At 72.0% G+C, this 7,144-nt stretch carries 7 protein-coding genes; 2 read left to right on the top strand and 5 right to left on the bottom strand.

The features are described from left to right. Positions 1-50: 50 nt before the first annotated feature. The 4 genes from C1J01_RS03055 to C1J01_RS03070 all read right to left on the bottom strand — a co-directional run bounded on the left by C1J01_RS03055 (position 51) and on the right by C1J01_RS03070 (position 2,896). Complete coding sequence (locus tag C1J01_RS03055) at positions 51-836, bottom strand: enoyl-CoA hydratase/isomerase family protein (protein WP_111175710.1); 786 nt, start codon at positions 834-836, stop codon at positions 51-53. Then, complete coding sequence (locus tag C1J01_RS03060; RefSeq protein WP_111175712.1) at positions 833-1,747, bottom strand: alpha/beta hydrolase; 915 nt, start codon at positions 1,745-1,747, stop codon at positions 833-835. The genes C1J01_RS03055 and C1J01_RS03060 overlap by 4 nt, the downstream gene beginning before the upstream one ends. Positions 1,748-1,757: 10 nt before the next feature. After that, complete coding sequence (locus tag C1J01_RS03065) at positions 1,758-2,444, bottom strand: gamma-glutamyl-gamma-aminobutyrate hydrolase family protein (RefSeq protein ID WP_111175714.1); 687 nt, start codon at positions 2,442-2,444, stop codon at positions 1,758-1,760. Between the two features lie 161 nt (positions 2,445-2,605). Beyond that, positions 2,606-2,896 (bottom strand): hypothetical protein, encoded by a 291-nt coding sequence (locus tag C1J01_RS03070; protein WP_111175716.1) that lies wholly within the window; start codon positions 2,894-2,896, stop codon positions 2,606-2,608. Positions 2,897-3,233: 337 nt separating this feature from the next. Between C1J01_RS03070 and C1J01_RS03075 the strand changes: the two genes are divergently transcribed. Continuing rightward, positions 3,234-4,358, top strand: coding sequence for a globin domain-containing protein (locus C1J01_RS03075; RefSeq protein WP_111175718.1), 1,125 nt, complete (start codon positions 3,234-3,236; stop codon positions 4,356-4,358). Positions 4,359-4,383: 25 nt separating this feature from the next. Here C1J01_RS03075 and C1J01_RS03080 read toward each other — a convergent pair whose 3' ends face one another. Then, the gene (locus tag C1J01_RS03080; RefSeq protein ID WP_111175720.1) at positions 4,384-5,175 is read right to left on the bottom strand and encodes a helix-turn-helix domain-containing protein; all 792 of its coding nucleotides are present in this window, start codon (positions 5,173-5,175) and stop codon (positions 4,384-4,386) included. Between the two features lie 149 nt (positions 5,176-5,324). Between C1J01_RS03080 and C1J01_RS03085 the strand changes: the two genes are divergently transcribed. Then, entirely contained in the window at positions 5,325-6,404 is a 1,080-nt protein-coding gene (locus tag C1J01_RS03085) for a WD40/YVTN/BNR-like repeat-containing protein (protein ID WP_111175722.1), read from the top strand. The last annotated feature ends 740 nt before the right edge of the window (positions 6,405-7,144 follow it).

Genomic DNA, 7,144 nt, shown 5'->3' on the forward strand with positions numbered 1-7,144 from the left:
CACCGTCATGAGGCCCGCCTACCCGAAGGCGGGGGAAGCACACGCGCCGCTCAGCCGAACGACGGAGGCCGCTTCTCGCGCAGCGCGCGCACTCCTTCGGCCACGTCAGGGCCGGTGAAGCCGAGGAACTCCATCGCCAGGGAGGCGTCGAACGACGGGCCGGCCAGGCGCAGCCAGTTGTTCAGCGAGTATTTCGTCAGCCGGATGGCCTCCTGCGCGCCCGCGGCCAGCCTGACGGCGATCTCCATCGCCTTGGCGGGCACCTCGTCGTCGTCGACGCACAGGCTGACCAGCCCCATGCGCTCGGCCTCCGCGCCGGTGACGGGCTCGCACAGCAGCAGGTGGTATTTCGCCTTGGCCATGCCGCACAGCAGCGGCCAGACGATCGCGGCGTGGTCGCCCGCCGCCACGCCGAGACGGGTGTGGCCGTCGATGATGCGCGCGGTGCGGCCGGCGACGGAGATGTCGGCCAGCAGCGCGACCGCCAGGCCCGCGCCGACGGCCGGGCCCTGGATGGCGGAGACGATCGGCTTGGAGCAGTTGAGGACGTTGTAGACGATGTCGCGGGCCTCGGCGAACACGCGCAGCCGGGTGGCGTGGTCGCGGGTCATCTCCTCGATCATCGACAGGTCGCCGCCCGCCGAGAACGCCCCGCCCTCCCCCGTGACGAGGATCGCCCGGACGGAGTCGTCGCGGTCGGCGTCGCGCCACACCTCGCCCAGCTCGCGGTGGGCGGTGGCGTCGACGGCGTTGAGCCGGCCCGGCTCGCTGATCGTCACCCGCAGCACGCCCTCGGCCGGTGTGTCGGTCTTGAGCTTGGTGTACGGGCCCGTCACAACGCCTCCCGCAGCCGCCGGGCGACGTAGTCGCGGGCCTCGGCCGCCTGGTCGAACAGGCCGGGCAGGACGAAGAAGCTGTGCACCGCGCCGTCGAACCTGCGCAGCTCGGCCGGCACCCCCGCCTCGGCCAGCCGGTGGGCGTAGCGCTCGCCCTCGTCGCGCAGCACGTCGTACTCGGCCGTCACGACGGTGGCCGGGGCCAGGCCGGAGGCGTCGGGCAGGCGCAGTGGCGACAGGCGCGGGTCGGCCGGGTCGGCGCCGGCGGCGTACTGGCGGGCGAACCAGGCCATCTCCTCGGCGTCGAGGCCGTAGCCCTTGGCGAACTCGGCGTAGCTCGGCGTGTCCATCGCCACGTCGAGCACCGGGTAGACCAGCACCTGGTGGGCCAGGCGCAGCCCGGCGTCGCGGGCCTGCCAGGCGGCGACGGCGGCGAGGTTTCCGCCCGCGCTGTCGCCGACGACCGCCACGCTGCCGTTGCTCTGGTAGAAGGCGGGCCGGGCGAAGATGTCGCGCACGACCGTCCAGGCGTCGTCGGCGGCGGCCGGGAACGGGTCTTCGGGGGCCAGGCGGTAGTCGACCGACACGACGACCGCGCCGGTGCGGATGGCGAGGTCGCGGGCGGCGGCGTCGTTGCGCTGGACGCTGCCGAAGACCCAGCCGCCGCCGTGGAAGTAGACCACGACGGGCAGCGGCCCGTCGCCGGGGTCGGCGCGGTAGATGCGGACCGGGACGCCCTCGGCCGGCTCGTCGCGGACGAGCGGCAGCTTGGTCAGCGGGCCACGGTGGAGCGCCAGGGCGTCGTGCGCGCGCATCTCGCGGATGGCGGCCAGGTCGAGCGTGGCCAGGTCGGCGTTGAGATCCGACGGGTACCGGGCGAGGTGATCGCGCGCCTGGGGGTGCAGCGGCATGATCCGAAGCCTATCGGGCCGCCTCGACGAACGCATCGAAGAGCCGGTTGTCGTCACCGCGCTCGGGGTGCCACTGGACGCCCACGCCGAAGCGGTGGCCCTGCAGCTCGATGCCCTCGACGATCTGGTCGTCGGCCCAGGCCACGGCCAGCAGGCCGCTGCCGAGGCGGCGTACGGACTGGTGGTGCGGCGCGGTGACCTCGACCTTGTCGCCGACGGCCTTGCCGAGCTTGCTGGAGACGCTGACCTGGATGGTGTGGCCCCCGCCGGGCTCGGCGTGGCGGTCGTCGCCGAGCACCTCGGGCAGCCACGGGATGAGCGTGCCGCCCTGGGCGACGTTGAGGACGTGCATGCCGCGCGCGATGGCCAGGATCGGCACGTCGGCGCGGATGGCCGCCCTGGCCAGGGCCAGCTCGAACCGGTCGCGGTGGGCCTGGGGCTCGGCCACGCGCTCGTCGGGCTCGCCGTTGTAGGTGTCGGCCCCGACCTCGACGCCGCCGGCCAGGACGACGCCCCCCAGGCCGCGCACGTAGTCGTCGACGGCGTGCGTGCCGAGCGGTGGCAGGACCACGGGCGCGCCCCCCGCGCGTGAGACCGCCTTGGCGTACGAGGGCGGGGAGAGCACGGCCTCGCGGACCCAGTCTCCCCAGCGGGCGGCTTCGAAGTAGGCGGTGATACCGATCAGGGGTCGGGACATGCGGTCTCCAGGGGGCATGGTGGAGTTCGCGCCGTCACCGGCCGGACCGGGGCGGCGGGCACACGCCCCATCATGGCGCACTCTCTTTCCCGATTGTCACCCCTCCCAAAGATCCCTTGGCTCCCGCTTCCGGCTTTCGTTCCTTTCTCCCCAGAGCGTTCTCAGGGAAGGCGGGCGGCGGTCTCGGCGATCAGCTGGGTGAGGATCGAGGCGGTCTCGGGGCGGGTGTCGAGGAGTTCGTCGAGGCGGGCGCGCCAGGCGCCGGTCTCCTCGTACAGCAGGTCGGCGTCCTCCTTGAGCCGCAGGCGGGTCTCGTACAGCTGCAGCCGGTACATGAGCCCGAGGTAGTGGCCGACGGCCTCGCTGAGCCACCAGTAGGCGTCCGTGTCCGCGGCCAGGGCGAAGAGCCGCGCGCCTTCCCAGGCGACCCGCCGGGGATGCAGGACTGCCATGGCCGGATCGTACGCCGGAGAGGCGCCCTCCGGAAACCGCTTTCACGCGATATTTCCGCTCGTCGGCGTATGTTTCGGCGAATGCGATAATTCTTCGCATTCGCTGGGAGAAAACGCCCGAAGGATGGCTGCGGATAATCACAGTGCCACTACGGATAGTTCGGCTTCGCACCTTATTGGGGTGAAACGGTTGTGACGCGTCATCAGTGGTGTAACACTCACTTTCGAGCGCAGGGCATATGCCGGGGTGGCGCCCGGCGCTCACGACCCGGAGCCGTCAGGGAGGTGGAACGACAAGACCGGAATGTGTTTCCGGTCAAGGGGTGGGGTTGGATATATGTCGTTGAATCCGCGCCTGGTAAAGGAGAGTTTCTCCGTCGTCGAGCCGCAGGCCGCCAAGGCCACGGCCTACTTCTACGGCCGGTTGTTCGCTGAGAGTCCGCATCTGCGTGGCATGTTCCCGCCGGCGATGGACGTTCAGCGCGACCGGTTGTTCAGCGCGCTGACGCGCATCGTGTGGAGCGTGGACAGCCCGGACGGCATGGCCGCCTACCTCGGGCAGCTCGGCCGGGACCACCGTAAGTACGGTGTGGTCGCCGACCACTACACGGCCGTCGGCAACGCGCTGCTCGCCACGATCCGGCGCTTCGCCGCCGACGTGTGGACCGACGAGATCGAGGCGGCCTGGGTGTCGGCGTTCGCGGCGGCCGCCGACGCCATGATCCGCTCGGCGGAGCAGGACGCCGGGGTCTCCCCCGCCTGGTGGCTGGCCGAGGTGATCGACCACGAGCCGCGTCACCGCGACATCGCCGTCCTCACGCTGCGGCCGACGCAGCCGCTGCCGTACACGCCGGGGCAGTACGTCAACGTGCAGACCGCACGCTGGCCCCGGGTGTGGCGGACCTTCTCCATCGCGAACGCGCCGCGCCCGGACAACACGATCCGGCTGCACGTGCGCGCCGTGCCGGGAGGATGGGTGTCGACCGCGCTGGCCCGGCACACGCGCATCGGCGACACGGTCATGCTCGGGCCGCCGATGGGCACGATGGGGCCGCGCGAGAACAGCGAGCGCGACGTGTTGTGCGTGGCCGGCGGGACCGGGCTGGCCCCGCTGAAGGCCGTCATCGAGTCGATCATCGGCTCGGGCCGCCGGCCCAACATCCACCTGCTGTACGGCGCCCGCACCGCCGGCGAACTGTACGACCTGCCGGACCTGATCGCGATGGCGTCGTCGTTCCCGTGGCTGCGGGTGCTGCCGGTGGTGTCGGACGAGCCCTCCTACGACGGCATGCGCGGCCACCTGCCGGAGGTGACCCAGCGCTTCCACTCGTGGGCCGAGCACGACGTGTACGTGTGCGGCCCGACCGCCATGGTCAACGAGACCGTGCGCCGGCTGCAGTCGGACGGCGTGCCGCTGTCGCGCATCCACCGCGACGTCGTCCCGGACGAGCGCGCCGTGTAGCCGCCTGCGGACGAGGGGGTCGCCGCTAGTTCCTGCGGAACGCCTGGGCGGTCTCCTCGTCGTTCGGCCAGAAGGTCTCGATCGCCAGCTCCGAGACCGTCACGTCCACCGGCGTCCCGAACGTCGCGATCGTGGTGAACATCGACAACACCCGGTCGCCGGCCGCGATCCGCAGCGGCACCAGGATGTCTCCGGGGCCGGGCACGTGCGCCACGTTCAGGTCCACCCCGGGATAGGTGTACGCGGCCAGCTCGTCGTGCAGCTCGGCCAGCCGCCCGTCGCCCGACACCTCGGCCTGGCGGCGCAGCCGGGGCAGCAGGTGGGCGCGCACCTCGGCCAGGTTGAGCAGCCGTCCGCCCATCGCCTGCGGGTGCAGCGACAGGCGCATCACGTTGACCGGCTCCTCCAGCAGCTCGGCGGGCACGCCCTCCATGAACATGGCCGCCGCCGTGTTCGCCGCCACCAGGTTCCACGCCGCGTCCACCACCAGCGCCGGGTAGGGCTCGTGCCCCGCCAGGATCTTGTCGAGCGCCTGGCGGACGGCGTGCATCTCACGTACCTCGCGCTCGGGGTAGACGGGGGCGAAGCCCGCGGCGACCAGCAGCCGGTTGCGGTGCCGCAGCGGCACCTCCAGCTCCTCGGCCAGCTTCACCACCATCTCGCGGCTCGGCCGGGCGCGGCCGGTCTCCAGGAAGCTGATGTGGCGGGAGGACACGCCCGCCTCGATGCCCAGGTCCAGCTGACTCACCCGCCGGCGTTGCCGCCACGACCGCAACAACGCACCGAACGACTCCTCTTCCACGGCGACAGCACTCATGCCGGGCACGCTATCGGGCCCGGGGGAAGGGCCGCGATTACCTCCCAGGTCATGCCGCCGCGTTCCCGCGTCGGTGCGGAATCGCCCAGTCCTCGGTTACTGTCGGTGGCGCGTGGCACGATGGCCGCAACCGAACATGGGAGCGTGCAATGAGTGACGCAGTGCTCGCGATCGGCACCAGAAAGGGCCTGTTCCTGGCCCGCTCGACGGGCGGCGGTCCCTTCGAGATCCAGCCGATCCAGTTCTCCACGGTCGCGGTGCCCTCGGTGGCGGTCGACACCCGCGGCGCCACCCCCCGGCTCCTGGCCGGTATCGAATACGGCCACTTCGGTCCGTCGGTGATGTACTCCGACGACCTCGGCCAGACCTGGAAGGAGGCGGAGCGCCCGCCGATCGCCTTCCCCGAGAAGACCGAGACGACCCTCACACGGGTCTGGCAGATCACGCCGTCGCCGTCGGAGCCCGACGTGGTGTGGGCGGGCGTCGAGCCGGCCGCGCTGTTCCGCTCCGAGGACCGCGGCGTCACCTACGAGCTCGTCGAGGGCCTGTGGGAGCACCCGCACCGCGAGCGCTGGGAGCCGGGCGGCGGCGGCCTGTGCCTGCACACGATCGTCCCCCACCCCACCGACCCGCGCACGATCGGCGTCGCGGTCTCGGCCGCGGGCTTCTACCGTACCTTCGACGGCGGCGTGTCGTGGGAGGCGGCCAACCAGAACATCCGGGCCCCGTTCATGCCGGAGGGGCAGCAATACCCTGAGTTCGGGCAGTGCGTCCACAAGGTGGCCCTGCACCCGTCCCGGCCCGACCGGCTCTACCTGCAGCACCACTTCGGCGTCTACCGCAGCGACGACTTCGGCGGCACCTGGCACGACATCGGCGCCGGCCTGCCGTCCGACTTCGGCTTCCCGATCGTCGTCCACCCGTCGCGGCCCGGCACCGTCTACGTGCTGCCGCTCCACGCCGACATGGACCGCACGCCGGTGGACCACCGTTACCGCGTCTACCGCAGCGACGACGAGGGCGGCACGTGGCAGCCGCTCTCCAAGGGCCTGCCGGACGAGCCGGTCTACGCGACGGTGCTGCGTGACGCGATGACCGCGTCGCCGGCGGGGCTGTTCTTCGGGACGCGCGACGGCGAGGTCTACTGCTCGCGCGACGACGGTGGCACCTGGTCCCAGGTCGCCCGCCACCTGCCCGACGTCCTCACGGTCCGCGCCGCGGTCCTCTAGCCGTTGCCGCCCTCCTCGGCAGAGCCCGCCCCACTCCCCTCCGCCCCAGCGTGGGTCCGCCCCCGCGGGGCGCTACGGGCGGGCTCTCTGCCGTACAGCCTCCCGCCGACCCGTATCGACGGCGAAGGCCATTCTTCCCCCGCGGCTTCACAGGGAGGGCGGATGGGATGGAACGGTCCTACAGCGCGGACCGGTGTACCGGACCGGGTCCACAGTGGCGGCCGGTGTACCGGACCGCCTCAAGACGCGGCAGCCGCACCGACCCCGATCAGCGGCGCGGCCGGAGGTACGCGCCAAGAGGCCGGGCCTCATCAACGGCGACAGCAGGTGCTACGACTCGGCTCCACGGCGGGGCAGAGGGCCGGAGGGTCCAGCCGCGAGGCCCGGAGCGCCGAACCAGGTCGACGCTGCGCCCCGATATATGCGCCGTGGTCCGTGGAAGGGCCAATACGTCACTCCGGCTCCACCGAGGGGCGCGATGTGTCAGTCTCAGTCCATTGCCACGTGGGCTCCGTGGCGTGGTCGGCGATTCGGTCGGGCCATGCGTCAGAGTTCGCGTGGACGTTGCTCGGTCGGACGGCGCATCAGGGATCGTGGGGGTGTTGCTCGGCAGGACGGCACGTCAGCGATCACGGGGGCGTCGCTCGACAGGGCCGCGCGTCGGGATCGCAGGGAGGTGCTGCTCGGCAGGGCCGTACGTCGGGGTCGCTGGGGCGTTGCTGGGCTGGGCGGGGCGTTGG

Source organism: Nonomuraea aridisoli (assembly GCF_003236395.1).
Taxonomy (GTDB): domain Bacteria; phylum Actinomycetota; class Actinomycetes; order Streptosporangiales; family Streptosporangiaceae; genus Nonomuraea; species Nonomuraea aridisoli.